The 22,235-nt window shown below is 70.3% G+C and carries 22 protein-coding genes; 11 read left to right on the top strand and 11 right to left on the bottom strand.

Features of this window, described 5'->3' with window-relative positions; all coding sequences use genetic code 11:
- Positions 1-78: 78 nt before the first annotated feature.
- The 3 genes from F1721_RS04600 to F1721_RS04590 form a co-directional block, all read right to left on the bottom strand.
- Positions 79-927 carry an NUDIX domain-containing protein gene (locus F1721_RS04600; protein ID WP_246154210.1) on the bottom strand — a complete coding sequence of 283 codons (849 nt, stop codon included), beginning with the start codon at positions 925-927 and terminating at the stop codon, positions 79-81.
- Positions 928-1,059: 132 nt separating this feature from the next.
- The gene (locus tag F1721_RS04595) at positions 1,060-2,424 is read right to left on the bottom strand and encodes a sensor histidine kinase (protein ID WP_150065269.1); all 1,365 of its coding nucleotides are present in this window, start codon (positions 2,422-2,424) and stop codon (positions 1,060-1,062) included.
- Positions 2,421-3,107 (bottom strand): response regulator transcription factor, encoded by a 687-nt coding sequence (locus F1721_RS04590; protein WP_150065268.1) that lies wholly within the window; start codon positions 3,105-3,107, stop codon positions 2,421-2,423. Before F1721_RS04590 ends, F1721_RS04595 begins: the two co-directional genes overlap by 4 nt.
- Positions 3,108-3,703: 596 nt before the next feature.
- On the opposite strand from F1721_RS04590, the gene F1721_RS04585 reads away from it, so the two are divergent.
- From F1721_RS04585 to F1721_RS04555, 7 genes are all read left to right on the top strand, one after another.
- Positions 3,704-5,293: an ABC transporter substrate-binding protein gene (locus F1721_RS04585; RefSeq protein WP_150065267.1), complete on the top strand. Its 1,590-nt coding sequence runs from the start codon at positions 3,704-3,706 to the stop codon at positions 5,291-5,293.
- A gap of 11 nt (positions 5,294-5,304) precedes the next feature.
- Positions 5,305-6,258 carry an ABC transporter permease gene (locus F1721_RS04580; RefSeq protein ID WP_150065266.1) on the top strand — a complete coding sequence of 318 codons (954 nt, stop codon included), beginning with the start codon at positions 5,305-5,307 and terminating at the stop codon, positions 6,256-6,258.
- Positions 6,255-7,157, top strand: a complete 903-nt coding sequence (locus F1721_RS04575) for an ABC transporter permease (RefSeq protein WP_150065265.1) — start codon at positions 6,255-6,257, stop codon at positions 7,155-7,157. Before F1721_RS04580 ends, F1721_RS04575 begins: the two co-directional genes overlap by 4 nt.
- Positions 7,158-7,551: 394 nt before the next feature.
- A complete protein-coding gene (locus tag F1721_RS04570) occupies positions 7,552-9,324 on the top strand; it encodes an ABC transporter ATP-binding protein (RefSeq protein ID WP_150065264.1) in 1,773 nt (590 codons plus the stop codon).
- Positions 9,321-10,421, top strand: a complete 1,101-nt coding sequence (locus F1721_RS04565; RefSeq protein WP_150065263.1) for a serine hydrolase domain-containing protein — start codon at positions 9,321-9,323, stop codon at positions 10,419-10,421. Before F1721_RS04570 ends, F1721_RS04565 begins: the two co-directional genes overlap by 4 nt.
- 89 nt (positions 10,422-10,510) lie before the next feature.
- Positions 10,511-10,924, top strand: a complete 414-nt coding sequence (locus F1721_RS04560; protein ID WP_150065262.1) for a GNAT family N-acetyltransferase — start codon at positions 10,511-10,513, stop codon at positions 10,922-10,924.
- 91 nt (positions 10,925-11,015) lie between these two features.
- Positions 11,016-11,312, top strand: a complete 297-nt coding sequence (locus F1721_RS04555) for a 4a-hydroxytetrahydrobiopterin dehydratase (protein ID WP_150065261.1) — start codon at positions 11,016-11,018, stop codon at positions 11,310-11,312.
- A 4-nt stretch (positions 11,313-11,316) separates the two neighbouring features.
- Here F1721_RS04555 and F1721_RS04550 read toward each other — a convergent pair whose 3' ends face one another.
- From F1721_RS04550 to F1721_RS04540, 3 genes are all read right to left on the bottom strand, one after another.
- Positions 11,317-12,276, bottom strand: coding sequence for an FAD-dependent oxidoreductase (locus F1721_RS04550; RefSeq protein WP_246154209.1), 960 nt, complete (start codon positions 12,274-12,276; stop codon positions 11,317-11,319).
- 491 nt (positions 12,277-12,767) lie between these two features.
- A complete protein-coding gene (locus F1721_RS04545) occupies positions 12,768-13,511 on the bottom strand; it encodes an alpha/beta fold hydrolase (RefSeq protein WP_150065260.1) in 744 nt (247 codons plus the stop codon).
- Positions 13,495-14,673 (bottom strand): MFS transporter, encoded by a 1,179-nt coding sequence (locus F1721_RS04540; RefSeq protein WP_150065259.1) that lies wholly within the window; start codon positions 14,671-14,673, stop codon positions 13,495-13,497. Before F1721_RS04540 ends, F1721_RS04545 begins: the two co-directional genes overlap by 17 nt.
- A gap of 59 nt (positions 14,674-14,732) precedes the next feature.
- Between F1721_RS04540 and F1721_RS04535 the strand changes: the two genes are divergently transcribed.
- Both F1721_RS04535 and F1721_RS35590 read left to right on the top strand, forming a co-directional pair.
- Positions 14,733-15,083 carry a MerR family transcriptional regulator gene (locus tag F1721_RS04535; protein ID WP_150065555.1) on the top strand — a complete coding sequence of 117 codons (351 nt, stop codon included), beginning with the start codon at positions 14,733-14,735 and terminating at the stop codon, positions 15,081-15,083.
- A 162-nt stretch (positions 15,084-15,245) separates the two neighbouring features.
- The gene (locus tag F1721_RS35590) at positions 15,246-15,605 is read left to right on the top strand and encodes an SDR family oxidoreductase (protein ID WP_150065554.1); all 360 of its coding nucleotides are present in this window, start codon (positions 15,246-15,248) and stop codon (positions 15,603-15,605) included.
- Here the strand turns inward: F1721_RS35590 and F1721_RS04525 are convergent.
- Both F1721_RS04525 and F1721_RS04520 read right to left on the bottom strand, forming a co-directional pair.
- Positions 15,569-15,997, bottom strand: coding sequence for a putative antibiotic biosynthesis monooxygenase (locus F1721_RS04525; protein ID WP_150065258.1), 429 nt, complete (start codon positions 15,995-15,997; stop codon positions 15,569-15,571). The two genes, F1721_RS35590 and F1721_RS04525, sit on opposite strands and share 37 nt — an antisense overlap.
- 98 nt (positions 15,998-16,095) lie before the next feature.
- Positions 16,096-16,413, bottom strand: coding sequence for a hypothetical protein (locus F1721_RS04520; RefSeq protein ID WP_150065257.1), 318 nt, complete (start codon positions 16,411-16,413; stop codon positions 16,096-16,098).
- A gap of 70 nt (positions 16,414-16,483) precedes the next feature.
- Here F1721_RS04520 and F1721_RS04515 point away from each other — a divergent pair, with 70 nt between their 5' ends.
- Complete coding sequence (locus F1721_RS04515; RefSeq protein ID WP_150065256.1) at positions 16,484-17,326, top strand: LysR family transcriptional regulator; 843 nt, start codon at positions 16,484-16,486, stop codon at positions 17,324-17,326.
- A gap of 76 nt (positions 17,327-17,402) precedes the next feature.
- A complete protein-coding gene (gene hchA, locus F1721_RS04510; RefSeq protein WP_150065255.1) occupies positions 17,403-18,263 on the top strand; it encodes a glyoxalase III HchA in 861 nt (286 codons plus the stop codon).
- A gap of 17 nt (positions 18,264-18,280) precedes the next feature.
- Here hchA and F1721_RS04505 read toward each other — a convergent pair whose 3' ends face one another.
- The 3 genes from F1721_RS04505 to F1721_RS04495 all read right to left on the bottom strand — a co-directional run bounded on the left by F1721_RS04505 (position 18,281) and on the right by F1721_RS04495 (position 22,034).
- Complete coding sequence (locus F1721_RS04505) at positions 18,281-19,021, bottom strand: hypothetical protein (protein WP_150065254.1); 741 nt, start codon at positions 19,019-19,021, stop codon at positions 18,281-18,283.
- A gap of 290 nt (positions 19,022-19,311) precedes the next feature.
- Entirely contained in the window at positions 19,312-20,367 is a 1,056-nt protein-coding gene (locus F1721_RS04500) for a DUF4238 domain-containing protein (RefSeq protein ID WP_170301349.1), read from the bottom strand.
- Positions 20,368-20,552: 185 nt separating this feature from the next.
- Complete coding sequence (locus F1721_RS04495) at positions 20,553-22,034, bottom strand: ApeA N-terminal domain 1-containing protein (RefSeq protein WP_150065252.1); 1,482 nt, start codon at positions 22,032-22,034, stop codon at positions 20,553-20,555.
- Positions 22,035-22,235: the final 201 nt, after the last annotated feature.

The following is a 22,235-nucleotide window of genomic DNA, read 5'->3' as shown; positions in this document are numbered from 1 at the left end:
CCCGAACTCACCCCGTTCACCGCCTTCGCCGGGTGCGGCCCGGCCGATACCCGACGCGCCGCCGACCAGGCGTGCTTCTCAGGCGTCGGACAGCAGGTCGCGGAGGGAGTGGACCAGGACTCGGTCGGCGTCCAGCCAGTCGAGCTCGGTCAGCTCGTCCGCGGTGACCCAGCGGAGGTCGCGGTGCTCCACGGCTTCCGGGACCGCCGTCGGATCGACCAGCTCGGCCGCGTGGATGCGCAGCAGCATCCCGTTGCTGAGCGGCACGTCGGTGCCGACCCGCCCGGTGGGCCGCACCTCGACCGCTAGTTCTTCCCGGCACTCCCGGACGACCGCGGTCGGCTCGTCCTCACCGGGTTCGACGCGTCCGCCCGGCAGTTCCCAGCGTCCGGCGTCCGGTGCCGGGTAGCTGCGCTGCTGCGCCAGCAGGCGTCCCTTGTGGACGATCGCGGTGCCGACGACGATCGAGCGGCTCGCCCAGGACTCGGCGAGTTCGCGCACCGCGGCGATCCGGGCCGCCAGCACGTTCAGCACGAAGCGGCGGCCGATCGCGACGTCGGCCAGCCGTCCCAGCGGCCCGAACGGGGTCGTCCAGTGCACCGAGTCGGTCAGCAGTGTCCGAGGCCCGGCCGCGGCGAGCACCGACTCGTGCCGCAGTTCCGGCAGCAGGCCGGACACCAGCACGGAGCTCAGCGCGTCGGCGTCGGCGCGCACGATTCGAGTGGTCAGATCGACCGGGAGGCGGGCGATTCGCGTGTGGAAAACGACCTCATCGCCGGGCACGAGCAGCGCGGCGGGCCGGGTGGCGGCGTGGCCGCGGATCCCGATGTCGGCCAGGCCGACCTCGGCGGTTCGCGTGTGCCGCAGCGCGGCCCCCACCGTGGCGACGGGTGCCTCGATCAGTCCGGTGCTCCGCAAAACCGACACGTGCACACATCTTGCCGGACCCGGTCCGACCGATCGCGGCCACCTCGGCGCCACGGCCGGTGGCGCTCCGCCACATGGCGGTCAGGCGGTCACCGCACCGCCCCGGACGAGCTCCGATGCGTTCGAGGGCGATCAGGGCAGCGGCCGGTGCCTCGGCCACCGCGCTTCCACCCGCGCGCCGCCCTCCGGCGACATCGTCGCGCGGACCGTTCCGCCCCGGCGGCGCACCGCGTCGGCCACGAGCGACAGGCCGAGCCCGGCCCCACCGGTGCTGCGCGCGCGGTCGGGTTCGACGCGGTGGAACCGGTCGAACACCCGCACCCGGTGCTCCTCCGGGATGCCCGGCCCGTCGTCGTCCACCACCAACCACACCCACCCCATCCCGGAGCCGCCCATGCCATCAGCGAACACCGAGACCCGCACCACCGTCCGCGTGTAGCGCAGCGCGTTGCCGACGACGTTGTCCAGCACGGTCGACACCTCCGCCGGATCGGCGAGGACGAGCACCGGAGCGGTCGGCACCTCGACCGCGATCGGCGGCCCGTCGGGCGATTCGAGCCGGTCCGCAGCGGCCCGGGCGGCGGCGCCGAGGTCCACCGGTTGTCCCGGTGATCCGACGCCCCGTTCGGCCCGAGCCAGCGTGAGGAGGCTTTCCACCAGCGCGGACAGCCGTTGCGCTTCGCCCGCGATGTCCTGCAGCGTCTCCTGCGCGAGCTCCGGATCCGGGTGCACCACGGCGACCTCGGCTTGAGCTCGGATCGAGGCGACGGGGTTGCGCAGCTCGTGGGCGGCGTCGCCGGTGAACCGGCGCAGCCGCTCGGTGTCGGCGTCGCGGCGGGCGAGCATCGTGTTCAGCTCCTGCGCCAGGGCGCGGATCTCGTCGGCGGCCTCCGGGACCGGCAGTCGCCTGCCCTCCGGCAGCCCGGCCGCGGCCATGCGCATCCGCTCCACCGGGCGGAGCGCGCGGCGCACCACCAGCCAGGTGGCCAGCCCGACCAGACCGGCCGCGAGGACGGAACCGAACCCGAGCAGGCGGCTGGTCCTGCCCGCCGCGTCGAGCAGCCCGACCAGGCGAGCGCCGGTGGCCACGAGCAGCGGCTGACCGTCCGGGGCGGGCACCACGACGCCGCGCCAGCGGTGCAGGTCGGTCGGCGGGTCGAAGGCGAGCACCCCGCTGCCCGCCCGAAGCTCGTCGACCTGCCAGCGGTGGAAGCCGGGTGCGGGAAGCGAGTCCAGCGGTGCCCCGGCGACGTCGAGCACGCGGATGTCCGGTCGGGCCAGCTCGGCCGGTGCCGCGCCGCGCTCGATCTGCTGGGCGGTGGCGGTCGCGGTGCGCCGCAGGTCGGCGTCCACCGACTCGATCATGAGCCAGCCGACGATGCCGGTGCTGGCGTGCGCGATCACGCCGAGCCCGATGAGCGCGACGACGGCGGCCACGACGCTGGTGCGGAACTGGATGGTGCGGCGGCGCCACCACCGCCGCAGGCGGCCGGTCATGCCGGTTGGGCGCAGACCCGGTAGCCCTGGCCGCGCACGGTCTGCACCAGCTCACCGGCACCGACCGCGGCGAGCTTGCGGCGCAGGTACCCGATGTAGACCTCGACGACGTTGCGGGTGACGAACTGCTCCTCGCCCCACACCATGCGCAGCAGGTCGTCCTTGGGCACCACCGCCTCCGGGTGGCTGGCCAGCGCGACCAGCAGCCCGTACTCCCGGGGCGAGAGCGCGATCGGCTGCCCGGCCCACCGAACCTCGCGGCCCGCGCGGTCGATCTCCAGCTCGCCGACCCGCAGGCACACCTGACGACCGGCGGCGTCGCGCCGCCGCAGCAGCGCGCGGACCTGCGCGACCAGCACCAGGAAGGAGAAGGGTTTGACCAGGTAACCGTCCGCGCCGAGGTCCAGTCCGTCGGCCTGGTCGACCTCGCCGTTCTTCGCCGAGATCAGCAGCACCGGGGTGGTGACGTCCTGGTCGCGCATCCGCTCCAGCACCCGGTAGCCGGACAGGCCGGGCAGCATCACGTCGAGCACGACGACGTCGAAGGCGCCGGTGAGCGCCAGGCGCAGGGCTTCGGTGCCGTCACCGGCGACGGTCACCTCCATGCCCTCGGCGGAGAGGCCGCGCCGCAGCGCTGCTCGAACCCCGGGTTCGTCGTCCACCACCAACACACGCGGCACCATGCGCTCCAGCATGCCGATAGGCGGGCGCATCGGACATCGAACTCTCAGTCCGTTCTCAGATGTGCACCGGTTTCTCAGGCTGATCTCAGCATCGGGCCGCATCACCCGACGCACAGGACCGCACCGGCGGGCGAGACGCCCGAAAATCCGGCAACCGTCCGAATCGGTGCAGCGACCAGCGGTGACCGGACGCCGCGGACCGACTGTGAGATGGCTCGCCAGCGATTCGCGCGACCGGCACGGCCCGGACGGGCCGCCGCGAGGCCTGCGCCGATCGCCGCCGCGACCCGTCCGGGACCGGCGAAACCCATGGCCAAGCCGGGTCCGCGAACCCGATCAAGCGTTGCGAAAGTAGCAAGGGAGCACAACGTTCGATCTCCGCTGCGCATCGGGGGCTTGACATATCTACCCAGCACATGACGCCTTGACAGCCCCGTTCACGTCCGCGAAGGTCGATGCGATCGATTGACTGATCAATCAGTCGCACGTCGAAACGCAACACCAGCGGGGTGCTGCCGGGCCGCCCGGACGGGCCGGTCGACCGGCGCGAGCCGAACCGGCGCACGTCCCCGCGAGACACAGGAGGTACCGCCCGGATGGCGAGCAGAGGACAGTCGAACGCCGCCCCGAGTCGTCGCGACTTCCTCCGGTACGTCGCGGCGGGTGCGGGCGCGGTGGGCGCGGGCGCGCTGATCACCGGGTGCGCGGGCGGCGCGGTCCGCAAGGCACCGGTCCCGACCGGCCCACCGCAGTACGGCGGACGGCTGCGGGTCGGCATCGTCGGCGGCTCCAGCAAGGACACCCTGGACGCGCACGCCCCCGTCACGCACCCCGACCAGGCCCGGGTCTTCCAGCTCTACGACACCCTGCTGCGCTACGACGACGACTACCGGATCCAGCCCGCGCTGGCCGAGTCCGTCGAATCCGATCCGCAGGCCACGGAGTGGACGATCCGGCTGCGCGAGGGCCTGGAGTTCCACGACGGCAAGACCGTCACCGCCGACGACGTGATCCACTCGCTGCGCCGGATCGCCGACCCGGCCGACCCGAAGAACGGCGCGGTCGGGTTGAGCGCGCTGGACCTGAACGCGATGCGGGCGATGGACCCGCGCACCGTCCGGCTGACGCTGTCCCGCCCGGACGTCACGCTGCCCGACCAGTTCGCCGAGTACGGCAACGGGATCGTGCCGGTCGGCTACGACCCGGGGCGACCGGTCGGCACCGGCCCGTTCCAGCACGACGCCTTCGAACCCGGCCAGCAGAGCCTGTTCACCAAGAACGCCAACTACTGGCGCGACGGCGAGCCGTACGTGGACGAGCTGGTGATCATCGACTTCCCGGACGACACGGCGCGGATCAACGCGCTGCTCGGCGGCCAGGTCGACGCCATCGACCAGGTGCCGCTGGGCCTGCTGCGGGTGCTCGACGCGGACCCGAACCTGCGGCTGCTGGAGTCGGAGACCGGCTCGTGGCTGCCGTTCACCATGCGGGTGGACCGGCCGCCCTTCGACGACGTGCGGGTCCGGCAGGCGTTCCGGCTGGTCGTGGACCGCGAGCAGATGGTCCGGCAGGTCCTCGGCGGTCACGGCACGGTCGGCAACGACCTCTACGCGCCCGCCGATCCGCTGTTCAACTCCGCGCTCCCCCAGCGCAAGCGCGACGTGGCCAAGGCCCGGCAGCTCCTGCGCGAGGCGGGCAAGGAGAACCTGACCGTGGAACTGGTGACCTCCCCGGTGGCCGCGGGCGTGGTGGAGGCCGCGCAGGTGTTCGCCCAGCAGGCCGCCGACGCGGGCATCACGGTCAACATCCGCCGGGTGGACACCGGCGAGTTCTTCGGCGACATGTACCTGTCGTGGGACTTCGCCCAGGACTTCTGGTTCACCCGGAACTTCCTCGCGCAGGCAGGCTCGGGCAGCCTGGCCGACTCGCCGTACAACGAAACGCACTGGGACCACCCGGAGTTCACCCAGCTCGTGCTCGAAGCGCGGGCCACCACCGATGAAGCGCGCCGCAAGGAGCTGATCGCGCGGGCGCAGCAGATCGAGTGGGAGAGCGGTGGCTACATCGTCTGGGGCTTCCCGAACCAGCTCGACGCGCACAGCGTCCGGGTGGTCGGGCTGGCCCCGGACAAGAGCGGGATCCCGCTGAACTCCTACGGGTTCCGGCACGCCTGGTTGGCGAAGTGAGGGGGCACCAGATGACTCGAATGCTGGTCAAGCGCATCCTGCTCGGCTTGGTGATCCTCTGGGCGGTGTCCGTGGTGGTCTTCCTGGCCACCCAGGCGCTGCCGGGTGACGCGGCGCGCGCCATCCTCGGCCGCGAGGCCACCCCGGAGCGGCTGGCCGCGCTGCGGGAGCAGCTGCACCTCGACGATCCGCTGTGGCTGCAGTACTTCTCCTGGCTGGGCAACCTCTTCCAGCTGAACCTCGGCGAGTCCTACGCCAACGGCATGCCGGTGACCGAGCTGCTGAGCTCGCGGCTGAACAACTCGCTGGCGCTGATGCTCTGCGCGACGTTGATCAGCGTGCCGCTGTCCATCCTGGTCGGCACCTACAGCGCGCTGCGCCGCGACAAGGCCTTCGACCACACCACCTCGGTGATCAGCCTGGTGCTGGCCTCGCTGCCGGAGTTCGTGGTCGGCATCCTGCTGGTGCTGCTGTTCTCCACGGGTGTGCTGAACCTGCTGCCCGCGGTGTACGTGATGACCGGTTCCGGGTCGGCGTGGAGCGATCCGGTCCAGCTGATCCTGCCGACGTTGACGATGGTGCTCGCGGTCTCCCCGTACATCGTGCGCATCATGCGCGCCACCATGATCGAGGTGCTGGAGAGCGAGTACGTGCAGCAGGCCCGGTTGAAGGGCATGCCGGAGCGGACCGTGATCCTGCGGCACGCGCTGCCGAACGCGATCGGCCCGGTCGCGCAGGTGATCGCGCTGCAGCTGGCCTGGCTGGCCGGTGGCGTGGTCATCGTCGAGTTCCTGTTCCGCTTCCCCGGCATCGGGTTCGCGCTGGTGGACGCGGTGAACAACCGCGACCTGCCGGTGGTGCAGACGCTGACGCTGGCCATCGCGGCCGTCTACATCGTCGTGAACCTGCTGGCCGACGTGGTGAGTCTGGCCGCCAACCCGAAGGTGAGGTCTGCCGCGCGATGACCACGACTGCGCAGAAAACCAACACCGCGACGACTCCCGCGCCGCCGGCACCGCGCGCGGTCGGGGTCTGGCGGGCCGCGCTGCGGCTGCCGCGCACGAAGGTCGGGCTGGCGCTGTCCGCGCTGGTGGTGGCGATCGCCGTCGTCGGACCGCTGCTGGCCCCGCACGCCGCCACCGAGTTCGTCGACACCCCGTTCTCCAACCCGACCGGGAACACCTGGTTCGGCACCGACAACCTGGGCCGCGACGTGCTGACCCGGTTCCTGCACGGCGGGCAGACGTTGCTGCTGCTGGCGGTGCTGGCCACGCTGCTGGGCGTCGGGCTCGGCTCGCTGCTGGGCATGTACGCGGGCTACCGGCGCGGCTGGCTGGACGAGCTGCTGATGCGCTTCGGCGACATCGCGCTGGCGTTCCCGCAGGTCGTGCTGGCCCTGCTGTTCGTGAGCGTGGTCGGCCCGGAGCTGTGGCTGCTGGTGCTGGTGGTCGGCGGCAGCCACCTGCCGCGGGTGATGCGCGTGGTGCGGGCGGCCACCCTGTCGGTGGCCGAGCGCGACTTCGTCAAGTCCGCCGAGGCGATCGGCCTGTCCAAGGTGCGGATCCTGCTCGGCGAGATCCTGCCGAACGTCACCGGCACGGTACTGGTCGAGCTCGGCCTGCGGTTGAACTACTCGATCGGCCTGGTCGCCGGGCTGAGCTTCCTCGGTCTCGGCCTGCAGCCGCCGACCGCGGACTGGGGTCTGATGATCAACGAGAACCGGATCGCGCTGACGGTGCAGCCGTGGGCGGTGGCGCTCCCGGTGCTGGCGATCGCGGTCCTGACCATCGGCACGAACCTGGTCGCCGACGGCCTGGCCCGCTCGGTGGCGGGCGTGGACCGAGGCATCGAGAAGGCCCGCTGATGCCCGCCGAACTCCCGCCGGTGCCGGTCGATCCGCGATTTCCATTGAAGTCGAACATCCGATTTCCAGTGAGCCTTTTTCATCCTGCCCGTGGACCGCAGCTGCGAAGGGCGACCGGCACCGATCGGCAGGTGTCGCATGCGCCGCAGGCGCATAACCCACCCTCGCAACTCGCACCGCCGCGGGTTCTCAGCGTTCGCCTGGCGAGGACCGCCCTGACGCCGTGTATCGGACATACATCAGTCAGGGCACCCGGAGTCCAGGCGGGCGCTGAGGTTCCGCCACTTGCACCGCCACGCAGAACGAGGCTGGAAAGACCTCGATGGAAATCGCGTGGGATCACCGCGCACCGAGCCACCTCAGCCGCGTATTCCTGCCACCTCAGGAGGTGTCGATGACCGCCCCAGCCTTGGACGCCGCCGGTCTGGAGATCCGGGGCGTGCCCTCGGAAGCCGCCATCGTCGCGGACGTCTCGCTCACCTTGGCCCCGGGCGAGATCCTGGGGCTGATCGGCGAATCCGGCTCCGGCAAGACCACCTTGGGCCTGGCGATGCTGCGCTACTGCAAGCGCGGCACCCGCATCGCCGACGGCCGCATCCTCGTCGGCGACACCGATCTCACGGCGCTACCGCCCAAGCAGGCCGCCGCGCTGCGCGGCCGCCGCGTCGCCTACATCCCGCAGTCCCCCGCTTCGGCGCTGAACCCGGCGCTGCGCCTGAGCACCCAGCTGTCCGAAGCGGTGCACGACGTCTCCGGCGCTGACGCGCGGCAGCGCATCAAGCAGGTCCTCACCGAGGTGGCGCTGCCGGACGACGACGAGTTCCTGCGCCGCTACCCGCACCAGCTCTCCGGCGGTCAGCAGCAGCGGATCGCGATCGCGATGGCGTTCGTCGGCCGCCCGGAGGTCGTGGTGCTGGACGAGCCGACCACGGGTCTGGACGTCACCACGCAGAAGACGGTGCTGGCCACCATCCGCGAGATGTGCGAGCGGCACGGCACGGCCGGGGTGTACATCTCGCACGACATGGCGGTGGTCGCCGAGCTGGCGGACCGGATCGCGGTGATGTACTCCGGGCGCGTGGTGGAGACCGGCCCGACCGACCAGGTGCTGAACGAGCCGCGCCACCACTACACCGCAGGTCTGGTGCTCGCGGTGCCGGACCTGGACGGCAAGCGGGCGATGCAGGCCATCGACGGCCAGGCGCCGTCGCCGCTGAACCGCCCGGGCGGCTGCGCGTTCGCGCCCCGCTGCGCGGCGGCCACCGACGAGTGCCGGACCGAGGTCCCACCGCTCGAAGAGGTCGCCACCGGGCACGAGATCCGCTGCCTGAACCCGCGTTCCGGGCGGCTGGTGGCCGCGCCGAGGACCGCGGACGCCGCGCCCGAGTCGGCGGAACCGGTGCTCGAGGTGCGCAACATCCGCGCCTGGTACACGGATTCGCCGGTGCTGCAGGACGTTTCGCTGGCCGTCGCGCCCGGTTCCTGCCTGGCGCTGCTGGGCGAGTCCGGCAGCGGGAAGACCACGTTGTCGCGCTGCCTGGCCGGTCTGCACGCCAAGCACGAGGGCTCGGTGCTGCTGCGCGGCACCGAGCTCGCGCCCAGCAGCGCGAAGCGCACGCGCGACCAGCGCCGCCAGGTGCAGTACGTGTTCCAGAACCCGTACGAGTCGCTGAACCCGCGCCGCCGCGTGCGCGACCTGGTGGCCCAGCCGATCTCGGTGCTCGGCGGCGATGACGGCGGCAAGAGCACCGAGGAGCGGGTGATCGAAGCGCTGGAGCTGGCCGCGCTGCGCCCGGACATCGCCGAGCGCTACCCGGACCAGCTCAGCGGCGGCGAGCGGCAGCGGGTGGCGATCGCCCGCGCGCTGGTCACCCGGCCCGAGGTGCTGATCTGCGACGAGATCACCTCGGCGCTGGACGTGTCGGTGCAGTCGGCGATCGTCGACCTGCTGCAGGACCTGCGCGAGAAGATGGGGCTGGCGCTGGTGTTCGTCACGCACAACATCGCGCTGGTGCGCAACATCGCGCAGCAGGTGGCGGTGCTGCAGGGCGGGCGGATCGTGGAGCAGTCCGCGGCCGACGAGTTGTTCGCCGCGCCGCAGCACGAGTACACGCAGTCGCTGCTGACCGACGCGCCCAACTTCCAGCTGGAGGCGAGCGACCGATGAGCGGTTTCGACCGGGTGGCCGAGGAGTTCGCCGCGGTGGTCGCGGCCGACGAGGCGGGCGCGGCGTTCGCGGTGTTCCGCGACGGCGAGCAGATCCTCGACCTGCAGTCCGGGCACCGCGACCCCGACGGCGCCGAACCGATGACCACCGACACCCTGATGCCGATCTTCTCCGGCACCAAGGGCCTGGTGGCCACCGGAGTGGCGCTGCTGGTGGACCGCGGCGCCATCGACCCGGACGCGCCGGTGGTCCGCTACTGGCCGGAGTTCGGCGCGGCGGGCAAGCAGGACGTCGCGGTCCGGCAGCTGCTCTCGCACGCGGCGGGTCTGCCCTACCCGGAGCGCCCGGTGACCCGCGAGGACGCCGCGGACGGCCGGGCGATGGCCGCGCTGCTGGCCGCGCAGGCCCCGCTGTGGCCGGTCGGGTCGACGACCGCATACCACGCGCTGACCTTCGGCTGGCTGGCCGGAGAGCTGATCCGCCGGGTGGACGGCCGGGAGGTCGGGGAGTTCCTGCGCGCCGAGATCGCCGAGCCGCTCGGGGCGGACTGCTGGCTCGGCCTGCCGGAATCGGAGTGGCCGCGCACCGGTCGGCGCTGGCGCGCCCCGGACTACCAGGTGGCGAACCGGCTGAACACGCCGGAAGCGCTGGCCTACCGCGACAAGGTGTACGGCAACCCGCCTTCGCTGCTGGGCGAGGACGCCCCGTGGAACACCCCGGCCTGGTGGACCACCGGCATGCCGGGCGGCGGCGCGATGGCCTCGGCGCGGGGCATGGCGGCGGTGTACTCGGCGCTGGTGAGCGGGAAGCTGGTCAGCAAGTCCACTGTGGATCGGATCAGCCGCGAGGAGAGCCGCGGCACCGATCCCGGCACCGGACGCCCGCTGGTCTTCGGCCTCGGGTACGAGCTCCAGGACGAGCTGGAGACGTACGGCCCGGTGGCCGACGGTTTCGGGCACAGCGGAGCTGGCGGTTCGCTGTTCGGCTGCTGGCCGAGCGCGGGCGTGTCCTTCGCCTTCAGCCCGTGCCTGATGCGCACGGAGGGCTTCGACGACCGAGCCCACCGCCTGCTGACCGCCCTGCACGCCGCCCTCTGAACCTCGGTCCCACCGGGCGAACAGCAGTTCCCCGCACGGCACCGAAAACGCGTGTCCTCGGAGGCCGAGCGCGCAGTAGCCTGACCCGCATGGAGTTCGAGGTGGACGACGCACGGGACCGGGTGGATCGCGACGTGGTGTGGGACTTCCTCGCCACGCAGGCGTACTGGGGCAAGTGGCGGCGGCGCGAGCACCTGGACCAGCAGATCGACCAGGCGTGGCGCGTGGTCGGCGCCTACCGGAAGTCCGACGGCGGGCTGATCGGCTTCGCACGGGCGTTCTCCGACGGCGTGGGCAGCGCCTACCTCGCCGACGTCTTCGTCCTCCCGGAGGCCCGCGGCCACGGCGTCGGCAAGGCCCTGGTGCGCGTCATGATCGAGGACGGCCCGGGCCGGGACTTCCGCTGGATGCTGCACACCGACGACGCCCACGGCCTCTGCCGCTCCTTCGGCTTCGCCGAACCCGACACCACCTACATGGAACGCCCCCGCCCCACCTCCTGAACCCCGGACGGCCGCCCTCGCGGTGCCCGGGGCGGCTCCCGCGGGCGCGGTCCCGGTGGAGTTCGGCGTGCGGAGCCGCCACCATGTGCACATGACCGAACTGCTCACCGACACCCAGGTAGCCGAGGCGCTCGAACACCTCCCGGAATGGCGGCAGGACGGGGCCCAGCTGTCCCGCACCGTGGAGTTCGCCAGCTTCCCGCAGGCGATCCAGGCGGTCAACCGCATCGCGGAGATCGCCGAGACCGAGAACCACCACCCGGACATGGACATCCGCTGGCGCACCGTGGTGTTCCACTGCAGCACGCACTCCAAGGGCGGCATCACGGCCAACGACACCTCGCTGGCGCAGGAGATCGACAACGTGGTCGACGCGCTCAAGTCCTGACGGGTCAGCCCTCCACCAGGTCGGCGACCTCGAAGGCGCACCCCCAGGACAGCGTCACCCCGCAGCCGCCGTGCCCGTAGTTGTGGATGATCCGGGACCCCTCGTACCGCTCGACGTCCACCCGCACCGACTCGCGCCCGGGCCGCAGCCCGACCAGCTCGTCGAGCACCTCGGCGTCGGCCAACCGCGGCTCGACCGCCGCGCACCGCCGCCGGATCCCGGCGCTCACCTCGGGCCGGACGTCGAGCTTCCACTCCTGGGCTTCGGCCACCCCGCCGAGCACCACGCGGTCGCCGTGCGGCATGAAGGCGGCGAACTCCCCCGAGTCGGTCAGCTCGACGAAGTACTCGTCGATGCCGGGGTTGCGCACCACGACGCCCTGGCCGCGCACCGGGTGCACGCCGGGGTCGCCGACGAGCTCGCGCGCGCCCACGCCGGTGCAGTTGACCACCGTGCTGGCCTCGGCGGCCGCGTCGGCCAGCGTCTGGACCGGGCTGAGCTGCAGCTCTCCCCCGGCGCCCTGGAACCGGGCGACCAGGTGGTCGAGGTAGCGCGGCATGTCGATCAGCGGCACCGTCCCCCGGTAGCCGCTGACGAAGCCCTCGGGCAGCTCGTCCCGGGTGCAGCGCCGCAGGTCGGGGATCAGCCGGGCCTCGGTCGGGACCGCGTCGCCGAGCTCGAACCGGGCGGCCATCCGACCGGCGGTCAGGCGCACCCCGGAGCCCTCGTCGCGGGCGAGGGCGGTGAACTCGGCGTGCGAGCGGGTCACCCAGTACAACACCCGTTCAGCTGGTCGCAGCTGCGCCGGACCCCACATCGCACCGGCCGCCGCCGAGGTGGTCTCGCGCGGCCGGTCCGCGGTCCGGATCCGCACGGGCCACCCCGCCTCGGCCAGCACGACGCCGCAGGTCAGACCCTGCACGCCCGCGCCGATCACCAGCACCGGTTCTGCGGATGCAGTCATCCTCGAAACGCTAGCAGCGATCGGCGCGGCAGGCCGACGGCCGCGCGGGCTTTTGCAGCGCGGCGGGGGGATCGGTCGGTTTTGAGTCCGGGGGCTTGGGGATCGGTCGGCCTTGAGATCGGGGACTTGGGGATCGGTCGGCCTTGAGATCAGGGACTTGGGGATCGGTGGTGATACTGGGGTCGGCCTGGCGACGAGGGGTGCGGTTGGGTGGGGGGTTGGGTTTGGGTTCAAAGCGGTGGGTGGTTGCGTTGCGTGGTGTTGCAATTTCAATCGAAATTGCCGGCGTTCTCGACGGAACCTGCAGTGCCGAGGTGAGGCAATTTCAATCGAAATTGCGGACGTCACCACCCGTCCGGCGGCCGACCGAAGCGCGGACGTCACCGCTCCTCCGGCGGCCGTCCGAAATGTGGGCGTCACTCGGGTGGCCGTGATCGGGGGCTCGTGAGTGTTTTCGGGTGCTCTTGCACCCGAAAACACTCACGACCTGGTCAGTTCAGGAAGTTCTGGATTGCGGCCAGCCAGGCGCCGGGGTTCTGGGCCGCGATCAGGTGTCCGGACTCGACCTCCGCGAGCTTCGCTCCGGGGATCGCGTTCGCCAGTTCTCTGGAGTGGTGCGGCGGGACCAGCGTGTCCTGGGTGGTCGCGACGACCAGCGTCGGCACGGAGATCCTGGGCAGGTCGGCGCGGACGTCGACGGTGCGCAGCAGGTCGATGTGGTCGCCCGTCCCGACGGGGACGCCGTCCGCCGTTCCGCGCAGCACTTCGTCCCAGTCGTCGAGCGAGTTCAGCGCTTCCGGTCCGAAGCAGTTCAGCAGCAGGAAGCGCGCTAGCGCGTCCCGGTCGTCCAGGAGGTGCTGCCAGACGTCGAGGTTGAGGTGCAAGTGCCGGTCCGCCCGGGCGAAGCCTGCCGTGAGCACCAGTCCCGTCACGCGCTCCGGGTGCCTCGTGGCCGCGCGGATCGCGACGGTCGTTCCCATCGAATAGCCGAGCACCGCGAAGGTTTCCACTCCCGAGTCGACCGCGGTGGCGACGACGTCGTCGACGAGCCGGTCCAGGTCCAGCGGCTGCTCGGCCTTCGGCGTCTTGCCCGCGCCCGGGTAGTCCGGTGCGATCACGGTGTGCTTCTCAGCGAGCTCGGCGATGAACGGGAAGTTGGCCGCAGCCGACCCTCCCGCACCGTGCGCCAGCAGCAGGCCCGGCCCGGAGCCCCGGACCTCAGAGGACAGCGACATCAGTTCTTCCTTCCACTACAGCACTTCTCCGAGCAGCCGCGGTCATCGCCCAAGCTGCGACCGCGGCGAGAACCCCGATCCCGATCAACCAGTGCGGCGCCGCACCACCGTCGAGCACCCGACCCCCGATCCACGCACCACCCGCGTTCCCGAGGTTGAACGCCGAGGTGTTCACCGCGACCGTCAAGGTCGGTGCGGCCGCTGCAGCCGCGAAGGCCCGAGCCTGCAGCGCCGGGATGAGCGCGCAGCTCACCACACCGAGCACGAGCACACCCACCGCCGCAGCACCCGCGTGCGGCACCACCACCGCGAAAACCCCGAGCACCGCAGCCATCCCGGCGAGGAGCCCGCGAACCGAGCCCCACGGCCACCGATCGGCCAACCGGCCGCCGATCACGTTCCCCACCAGCCCACCGATGCCGAACGCCATCAGCAACCACCCCACCGCCCCGGCGGCGAACCCGGACACCTCGGTGAGGATGGTGGCGATGTAGGTGTACGGCGTGAAGAGCGCGATCTGCGCGAGCACCGTGACCGCGACGACCACGACCACCTCGCGGCTGGCCAACGCCCGGATCTCCGCCCGCACCGACTGCGGTCCGACCGCGCTCGACCGGGGCACCGCGACACCGACGAGCCCGGCGGCGACCAGGCTCACCGCGGCGAGCGCCCAGAACGTGGCCCGCCACCCGAACGCGTGGCCGATGAAGGTGCCGACCGGCGCGCCGAGCACGGTCGCCAGGTTCAACCCGGCGCTGACCACCGCGATCGCCCAGCCCCGGCGCTCCGCACCGACGACCGACACGGCCTGCACCAACCCGACGGCGAAGAACGTCGAGTGCACCAGCGCGGCGAGGACCCGAGCGACCAGCACCAGCCCGAAAGCACCGGCGAGCGCGGCCAGCACGTTGCCCGCGGTGAAGACCCCGATCATGCCGATGAGCAGCGCTTTCCGCGGAACCCGCGTGGTCAGCGCGGTGACCACCGGCCCGGCGACGGCGACCGTCAGCGCGTAGCCGGTGACGAGCAGACCGGTGGTCCCGACCGAGACCCGGAGGTCGCCCGCGATGTCGGGCAGCACCCCGAGCACCGCGTACTCCGCGGACCCGATGGCGAACACGCAGACCAGCAGGGCCGCGAGGGTCCAACGACTGCTTCTCATGCGGCAGACGCTAAAGTCTGACACCGATGGCAGAGTCAACCTCGCGTGAGCCGGATCTCATGAAGATCGGCGAGCTGTCCCGCCGGACGGGGGTCAGCCAACGCCTCCTGCGCTACTACGAGCAGCAGGGCCTGCTCACCTCGCAGCGAGCCCCGAGCGGCTACCGCTACTACCCGGCGGAAGCGATCACGGTCGTCGCCCAGATCCGCAACCTCCTGGCCGCGGGCCTGAACACGGAAACGATCCGCACGGTCCTCCCCTGCGCCCGCGGCGAGCTCCCCACCCTCGAACCGTGCCCGGACCTCCTGGCCACCCTCCGAGCCGAGCTGACGGCGATCGACGACCGCCTCACCTGCCTCCAACAAACCCGAAAAGCCCTCGCCACCTACCTCGCAGCCACCGAACCCTGACCGGCGGGCCTGCCCCACCGCCATGACCACGCCGCCGTACTGGACGCGCCCGCCCCGCGCTGAAGGCTGGTTCGCTGAGGATCTCGACCGTCTGCCTGAAGCACCCCGGCACACCGAGCTGATCGATGGAGCACTCGTCGTCGGAGAGTCCCCGCAGCGGTCCTGGCACGGCCGCCTCGTCACCGGCCCCACCGTCGAGCTCGCCCGCCAGGCCCCCGACTGCATCGAGAGCGAACGGGAGATGACCATCCGGCTCGACGCCCGCAACCGCCCGGAACCGCACCTGCTGGTCCCACCGCCCTTCGCCCCGGACCGGACCTGGTTCGAGCCGGAGGACGTGCTGCTGGTCTCCTGTTCGGTTCCATCGCCGCAGAACACGATGTCGGCTACTACGACCCGGCGAAAGCCGCGGTCGCCTCCTTCGCCGTCGGTCTCGCCGCAGATCTGGGACCACGGGACATCCGGGGCAACTGCATCTCGCCGGGCTACATCGCCGACATGGAGTTCTTCAACGGCACATGACCGCAGAACGAGCCGAGCAGCTCCGCCAGCAAACCGCGATCGGCCGCACCGGAACCCCGGACGACGCCGTGGCGCTCGCGCTGTTCCTGCTCTCCCCCGAAGCCCGCCGCATCACCGGCCAAGAACCTCCACCTCAACGGAGGCGCGTTCGCCACCCGCTGAGGGCCACTTCCGGGCAAGGTGCTGCTCCGCACGTCAGGATTTGTCGCCTGCTCCTGCCGAACTCCTGTCAGCCAGGGGGCGTACAGGCGGGTCATGAACGGCATGATGACGAACGTCATCAGGAACACCAGCGTGGCCGACAGCAGCAGCGTCGTGACGTAGACCGGAAGGCGTTCCACCAGGGGCGCTGCCACCCAGAGCAACAGGGTGATCAGCGGGTAGATCGCCAACCAGTTGATGATGGCGAGCTTGTACCGAGGAGGAGTTCCCGCCAGTCGAGCAGGCGACCTCGTCGAGGAAGCAACGGCTTCCCACCTCGCGCATCGCGTCATGCCGGGGTCTCGTGGTTCACCCACGCGACCGCGTAGGGATGGCGTGCCCGCCACTTGTGGATCACGTCGACCGCTCCCGGCGCCGCGAACAGCGTCGCCAGGTCGTCCTGGTCCGCCACTCCGAACTGCAGCACCGCGGTCGCGATGAACGCCGGGATCGCCTCCTCGCCGACGACGGGAATGTGGCGCTGCGCGGAGTACCACCGCACGACCCCGGTGTCTTTCATGGACTTCTCAATATCGGACAGGAACTGATCGAGGTCCGCGTCGGAGATCTGATCTTCGAAGGAAACAAGCATCGTGTGCGTGAACATGCTGCAACTCAAGCACTCCTCAGAACGATCGGTCCAATATCGACTGGACAGGCACTGATAACCTGGAGGCATGGATCTGCTGGAGGTGCGGGAGCTGCGGTACTTCGTGGCCGTCGCTGAAGAACTTCACTTCGGCCGCGCCGCGTCGCGCCTGCACATCGCCCAGCCCGCACTGTCGAAGACGATCCAGCGCGTCGAGACCCGTCTGGGCGTGCAGCTGTTCATCCGGACCAGCCGGAACGTGACCCTCACGAACGCTGGTGAGGCACTGCTCGAACAGGGGCGACACGCGCTCAACGCCATGGTCGTCGCAGTGCGGAGCGCCCAGCAGGCGGCCGAGTCCGGGCCGCTGCGCCTCGCCATGAAGCCGGGCGGCGATGCCGGGCTGCTGTCCGCGTTGCTCGCGGAGTACGCGAAGTCGCCGGACGCCAGGCACGTCGACATCATGTTCCACGCAGGCCCGGAACGAGCCGACCTCGTTCGCAACGGGCGAGCCGACGCCGCTCTGCTGTACGCGCCCTTCGAGGACCTCACCGGCCTCGCGACCGCGACCCTCCACGTCGAGGACCGCGTCGCCGTGCTGCCCGAAGACCATCGCCTGGCCCGGCACCCCAGCATCAGGTCCGCGGATCTCGACGGGGAGATCTTCCCGCGCTGGCGAGACATCCCAGATGACGGATCTGACGGACCCGAGCTCAACGACGTCGCCGAACTGATCCCCATGGTCAGAATCGGACGCGTGGTCGCGGTACTTCCCCGCTCGCTCGTCACCCCGGCACCGCCCGGCACGATCTGCGTCCCCGTCGCCGATGCCGAGCCGAGCTACGTCGTCCTCGGGCACGCCGAGCACGACCACCGCGACTCCCTCACCGCCCTCGTGAACGCAGCGGCGACGCTGAACGCCACCAGCTGAGACGCCTCTGCTTCGCGTGATGCGGGCGCCGCGGTCGGGACGGACCATCGAACCCACCGACCGCAGGAGGCACCTGATGACTGAGCACGCGCAGGACCGCAAACCCACCCCGGATCGGGCCGAGGACAACGCCTTCTTCCCCTCGCCCTACTCGCTCTCCCAGTACACCTCCGACAAGACCGATTACGACGGTCTGGCCACGGAGGAGAAGTACACCGGTGGCCGCTGGAAGATCCTCGTGATCGCCACCGACGAGCGCTACATGCTCATGCAGAACGGGACGTTCTTCTCCACCGGCAACCACCCGGTGGAGACGCTCCTGCCCATCCACCACATGGCGCAGGCCGGGTACGGCATCGACATCGCCACGATCAGCGGTGGCCCCGGCAAGATCGAGTGGTGGGCGTTCCCGGGGGAGGACGAAGCGGTGAAGTCGGCATGGGCGGCCACGAAGGACGGCTTCAAGGCTCCGGAGAAGCTCGCCGAGGTGATCGCGGACGGCCTGGAGGACTACGCAGCGATCTTCATCCCCGGTGGGCACGGGGCGATGAACGGCATCCCCTCCAGCACCGACCTGCGGGATGCGCTGGACTTCTTCCTGGACAACGACCGCTTGGTGATCACGCTGTGCCACGGGCCCGCCGCGTTGCTGGCCGCTGGCGTCGATCGTGACGCCAACCCCTTCGCCGGGTACGAGATCGTCGCCTTCCCCGACGCCCTGGACCTCGGTGCCAACGTCGAGATCGGATACCTGCCCGGGAAGATGCCCTGGAACCTCGGCGAACGGCTGCAGGAAGCCGGTATCGAGGTCATCAACGGCGACATGACCGGAGCGACCACCCGCGACCGCAACCTGCTCTCCGGCGACAGCCCGCTCGCGGCCCACCAGCTCGGCAAGGATTCCGCCCTCGCGCTGCTGGAGAAGTTCAACAGCTGACCGCGCCGGATCCCGCGTCAGGAGTCGAGGGTGATCGAGGCCCCGATCGGGAGAGCCTCGACCGCTGCTGCCTGGCCAGCGGTGATCAGGCCTCGTTCCCGCAGCCGCCCCACCGCACGCGTGCGCTCGGCAGCGAGGCCCTTGACCTTGCGCGGTGGCAGTGCGGCGACCAGGGCATCGGCGCGGGCGAGGTCGGCTGGGCCCGTGACCTGGAAGTCCCGGGCATCCCCGGTCCGCCGCCCCGCCGAGGCCAGGGTGAACGCTCCGAGCACGGCGGCTGCGGCCGCGGCCGCACCCCAGACCGGGGCGAACCCGAGCACGTCGACGGACGTCATGAGCGGCAGCGCGACGAGGGCGGCGACCAGCGTGAACACGACCGCGAACACCTCGGGCCCGGCGCGGAGCCGACCGCGCCGGAGCCACAGCGCCGTCAGGACCGCCAATCCGACCAGGGCGACCGCGAAGAAGAACGATGCGGTGGAGGGAGCGCGGTCGCCGAGGTCCACCGGCTCAAGCCACGGCTCCCCCTGGGCCTGCCGGAACCAGCCGGGCGCCAGCACCAGCGCGCCGATCCCGGCTGGCATGGCTGCCGCGAACGCCACCGTGTCGGTCGATGGCCCGGTGCGCCACCGGCGCCCCAGGGCCGCCAGGATCTCCGGATGGGAACCGAGCACGTGGAGGTCGAGCTCCGAGAGCCGGAACTCCTCGTCCGACACCTGCGACGCCCACGAGTGGGCACCAGGTCGCTGCGCTGCCATGTCGCTCCCCGATCTAGCCGTCGGGCCAGCATCGCACGAGCGCGATCAGACGTTGAAGCAGAACTCCACCGAGTTCCAATACATAGAACCGTCTGCCACGGCGTCGGACAGAGTCGCGAAAGTGGCTCCGATTGATCTGTGGCTGAATCGCTCAAGGAGATCCTCGGCGCGCGGGCGCGCGGGCTACGCAAGTCCCATGAGCTGGTGCAGGAAAAGTTCGCGGAGACGATCGGCGTGGCACCCATTTCAACGTCACGAACGCCGCTGGCCACGACTTGCGCGGGCTCTCCTCACGCCGGTGAGGGTTCGTCCCGACCGGGCGCGAACAGCGGCTCACCGTCGAAGTCCATGTCGACGAGTCCTCCCGCCGGTTTGATGTTGACCAGGTCCGGTTCGGGCAGATCGGCCGGGACGAACCGCTCGTCATCGGGATGGTGGAAGACGTACTCCCTGGCCGACTCCACGGTGTGCAGGTTGAACAGCTTCTCCGTGGCCGTGGTCCCCGGCTGAACTCGGTCAATCTTTCCAGCAAGCACCAAGCCGCGGAGTTCCTGGACACGCGGGGCATCGGCTCCAACGCCCTCCAACATCGCCATGGGATCGCTCATAAGCAGTCCCAGTTTGCGCGTGAGCGGGAACGTGACGCCCCATGCCGTCGCGAAGCCGACCCCGTCCCACGGCTCGTCGTCCGGTCGGCGCACAAGGCTGACCGGAGCATCCGATGTTATGAGGGAGCGTCGGTCGAAGCGAATGAGTGCCCAGGGACGGGTCGCGAGGTAGGGCGTCAGTTTCAGCGCGGTCGCGACTGCGTTCTGGATGTGGGCCAGGTTGGAGAACCCGATCGGCGGCCCGCCTGGCTGGGTGGCCTCTTCCCAGATGCGCTCCTCTTGCTCGGGCGTCGGGTCGAATCCGAGATTGTCGCGGATCCACGCGCCGACGTTCTTGCGCCCGCCGACACCTACCTCGAGGCGGACCATGGTCGCGCGGAGGTGCTCGATCGTCCTACGCGTGTCCGGCCCACGCACGCTTTGCAGCGCCATGTAGTGGGCGAAGGCCCACCTGTTCTGCTCGGAGGGAGGGAACTCGCCTTCCGCAAAGCCCCTGATGATGCCGAGGGCCTGGCCCTCCACCTCGCTCAGCACCTTCTCGAACGCATCCGGCTCCTCGAACTCGCCAACCGTGTGGAAGTGGTTCTGCGCGGCCACATTCCTCACGCTCGGCGTGTAAGGCTTTCGGCGGCGGTCAAGGGGAATGACGCTGATGCGCTCCTGGTTCGTAGCGAAGCCCCGAAGGTACCCCTGTGGAACGTAGTGATGAAGCTTCGCTGTGCTCTTCTTGCCGGTCACGTGCACACCATCCTCAGACGGCGCTTCTGCGGTCGCAACTGAATCGCCCTCACTCAATGCAGCTACCTCCTACGCCGCGCATCTGCGCTCAGCGACAGCCCCCTTGGTCATGGCGATAGTCTTCCCGACGGGACCGACAGTCTCGAATGAATGACCGTCCTGCGCCCAGCAGCGAGTAGGGCGGGTCAGTCGGATTCGGAGGCGACCAGCCGTTCGCGGGCGAGGCCAGCCGTATGCCTGAGCCTTGGATGATCCCGCACGATCTCCCTCTGCCGCTCGGCCGGCAGGCCGAGCTCGTGCAGAAGGTTGAGGATGACGACGGCGGTGGTCACCTCGACGATCGCGATCAGCTCGTCGAAGGAGTGCTTGGGCGTCTTTCCTTCGTGCGCCAGGTCGTTGCGGGCCTTGGAGGCCCGTTCTGCCCATCTCTCGACGTCCGGCATCAAGAGTCCGATTGCTTCCCGGTCAGGACGCATCACAAGAGCGTCCAGTCGATCCCGCAGCGTCGGGTCGTTGCGGATGACCTCCTTGAACCTTGAACGGTGCTCGTCAGGGACCTGCTCGAGCATGGCGCTGCGCATCGCCTTGAACGCGGCCGGAGGGAACGGCTTCTCGTCGATGCGGAGGTTTCGGTGCAGCACCTCGGCCGCACCGACTGCAGTCAGAAGATTGGTCTCGACGAAGCGGGCCGGTGCGTAGCGCAGGCCCAAGATCATGTTCGTCGCTGCCCGCAGGCGACCACGAGCCTCGCACCAGCGGGGCAAGACCTCCTCAAACGGGAGCGAGTCGCAGGTGAAAAACACTCGGTGATGGTCGACGACCTTCGCGTCATGCTCGCCCACCGCTGCGGGCGAGTAGAGCACATCGGCGCGCCGACGCGGCAGGGGCCGATCATTCGGGAGGAGTAACTCGGTACCGGCCACCTCCAACCGGAGCCAGATCACCCCAGCCGCGCGGTGCGTCGCCAGGGAGATCAGGTCCTGCACCAGGCTCGCCGCCTGCAAGGCAGCGCTCAGCGAGAACGGTTCGGCCGGCGCGACGCAGATGGAGACTGTGTCCCTCATACGTCCGACAGCGCCGCCCTTGCGCTGGTCGAAGTACGGGAGCGTGTGAGTGTGCACAAGGCGATACTCGGTGTCGTCGACCACGACCGACTGCCCCTCGACGGGCTTCACCGAGAGGCGCCCGGTCCCGTCGATCTTGCCGTCAGGAGCGCCGAGGAATCCTTCGAACACTGAAGACGCCGCCCAGAGGCCTAAGTCGTCGACCGAGACCTCCGCCATGGAGAACGCCGCGTCTTCCTCGCCGTTGACGTGCGCGCCGACGATCGCGGTCGCCGCGGTCATGGTCTGCGTTTCAGGGCTCTTCACCCGTGCACCGAAGGTCCTTCTCGTGCTCTTTGGAACACAACCGAGCAGAGTGATCTCCCTGAGCTCGGCCACACCGTGCATGACTTCCCAGGTACGGGTTCCTTCGTGGACCTCGGTCCATCCTGACGAGCCCGTCGTCATTATCCGGTCCTCGAAGGTGCCGATCAGCGACAGCAAGAGACCCCCTTCGGCGTCGTACCGGAGGACTCCCGGGACCTTCTCGTCAGGCTTGTCCGGCAGCCACCACAGGCCAGCCCACTCGCCGGCCTCGTCGAGATTCAAAGGATCGTTGGACATCGTGCTCCCCGTCAGGGCTCCTTCTTGTCTCGCCGACAGATGTCAGTTTGAAAATCTAAATTCGACCGAGTTCCGGCACGCAGGGCCATCTGATTTCGCAGCCCGCGCTCGTCGCCACCGCCCCGCGCCTGGGGACGGCAGGGTCGATCCCCGCACCTCCGCCAGCAGCATTCGCATCCGGCCGGTTTCTCGGTTGCGGCC

Origin of the sequence: Saccharopolyspora hirsuta (assembly GCF_008630535.1) — a bacterium.
GTDB classification, from domain to species: domain Bacteria; phylum Actinomycetota; class Actinomycetes; order Mycobacteriales; family Pseudonocardiaceae; genus Saccharopolyspora; species Saccharopolyspora hirsuta.
Note: the sequence above shows the minus strand (reverse complement) of the source record. Positions and strands in the feature narration are given on the sequence as shown.